General features: G+C 67.0%; 2 protein-coding genes. Both read right to left on the bottom strand.

Translation table 11 applies throughout. The features are described from left to right. Positions 1-740: MBL fold metallo-hydrolase (locus RMO81_RS06360; RefSeq protein ID WP_310474948.1), on the bottom strand; the 740-nt coding region annotated here is incomplete at its 3' end. A gap of 31 nt (positions 741-771) precedes the next feature. Then, positions 772-1,501: acyl-CoA thioesterase domain-containing protein (locus RMO81_RS06355; protein WP_310474947.1), on the bottom strand; the 730-nt coding region annotated here is incomplete at its 5' end.

Here is a 1,501-nt window from a genome sequence, read left to right as displayed (position 1 = left end):
GGCGGGATCAGGCCATAGGTGCCGGGCGTGCCCATCGGGCCGAGGCCGGAAGAGACATGGCCAGTCGCCCCGCGCGGCAGCGGTTGGCCGAACATGTAGGTGGCACGGCGCAGCATGGCCGGGCCGGCGATGACATTTTCTGAAACGGCGTGTTCGAGGAACCCCTCGGGCGCGATGATCTGCACCTTGCCGGCGGCCACATCCGCCGCGCTCACCACGCCCAGAACGCCGCCGAAATGATCGACATGGCTGTGGGTGTAGATGACGGCGACCACCGGGCGCTGGCCCAGTTTCTCGGTGACCAGCGCCATCGCGGCGGTGGCAGCTTCGGCGCCGGTGAGCGGATCAACGATGATCCAGCCGGTGGCGCCGCGGATCACGGTCATGTTGGCCAGATCCAGCCCGCGCACTTGCCAGATGTTTGTCGCCACCTGGAACAGGCCGTGTTTTGCCACCAGCGTCGCGTTGCGCCACAGGCTGGGGTTCACCGTGGCCGGTGCCGGCCCGCTGAACTGGGCTTCATCGGCCAGATCGCGCAGTACGTCGCCCTTGGCATTGCGGATCTTGCCATCGGGGATGGAGCCCAGAAAGCCACGGCTGGCGAAATCGAAATCCTGATTGTCTGCCCAATTCAGGGTGGCGGCCAGCGCGGCGTTATCCGCCTGCACGCCTGGGCTGGCGGCTGGCGGGGCCTGCGCTGCGGCAGAGGCGAGTAGCAGGGCGATGAGGTGCGGTGTCATGGCGCAAGGCTAGGCCTGCACCAGCGCTTCCTCAACTGTGAATACGCACAATCAGGCTCTGGCTCGCGGTGGCCAGCAAGGTGCCATCCTGGGCAAACAGATGCACGCGGCCATGGGCAAAGCCGGCGTGGACGGCGTGGATGCGGATATCAGCCAGCACCCATTCGGTCGGCACGAAGTTCATATAGCGGATGGTGTTATCAAGGCTGTTGCCGCCGGCGTTCGCCCCCAGCGCATTGCCAACGCCGCTGGGCAGGAAATCCGCCATCACCGCCAGCACCAGCCGGTCGATAGGCAGATCGCGGTTGCTGGGCCGCACCCACAGCCGGCCGATGCCATCGGTTGCCGGCGGCGCCTTGCCGCGATCGCGCCCGAAACTGCCGCTGGCGACGCGGCGTTCCCACTGGCTGTTCATGTCATCCGGATCGCGTTGCCAGCGGATCGTCATTTCCGGGCAGTCTTCCGGCGGCGGCACGTCTGGCATTTCGGCCCATTGGTGGTGCGGACTGTCGGGCCGGCTGCCCAGCGCGGCGTTGACCGTGATGATCTCCTGATCGCCGGCCCGGGTGATAACGCGGGCCTGGCTGTTGTATTTGCCGGAAACTGGCACGATCACTTCCAGATCAAGCTCTGTGCCGGGCCGCGCGTAACTGAGATATTGCGCCGCCGCCCACACCGTCGGGCGGCCAGTGTGCGCCTCCACCGCGGCCAGCGCACTGGCCAGGCCAACGCCGCCAAACATGAACAGGCGGTCGGGCGGG

Origin of the sequence: Sandarakinorhabdus sp. (genome assembly GCF_031422795.1) — a bacterium.
Taxonomy (GTDB): domain Bacteria; phylum Pseudomonadota; class Alphaproteobacteria; order Sphingomonadales; family Sphingomonadaceae; genus Sandarakinorhabdus.
Note: the sequence above shows the minus strand (reverse complement) of the source record. Positions and strands in the feature narration are given on the sequence as shown.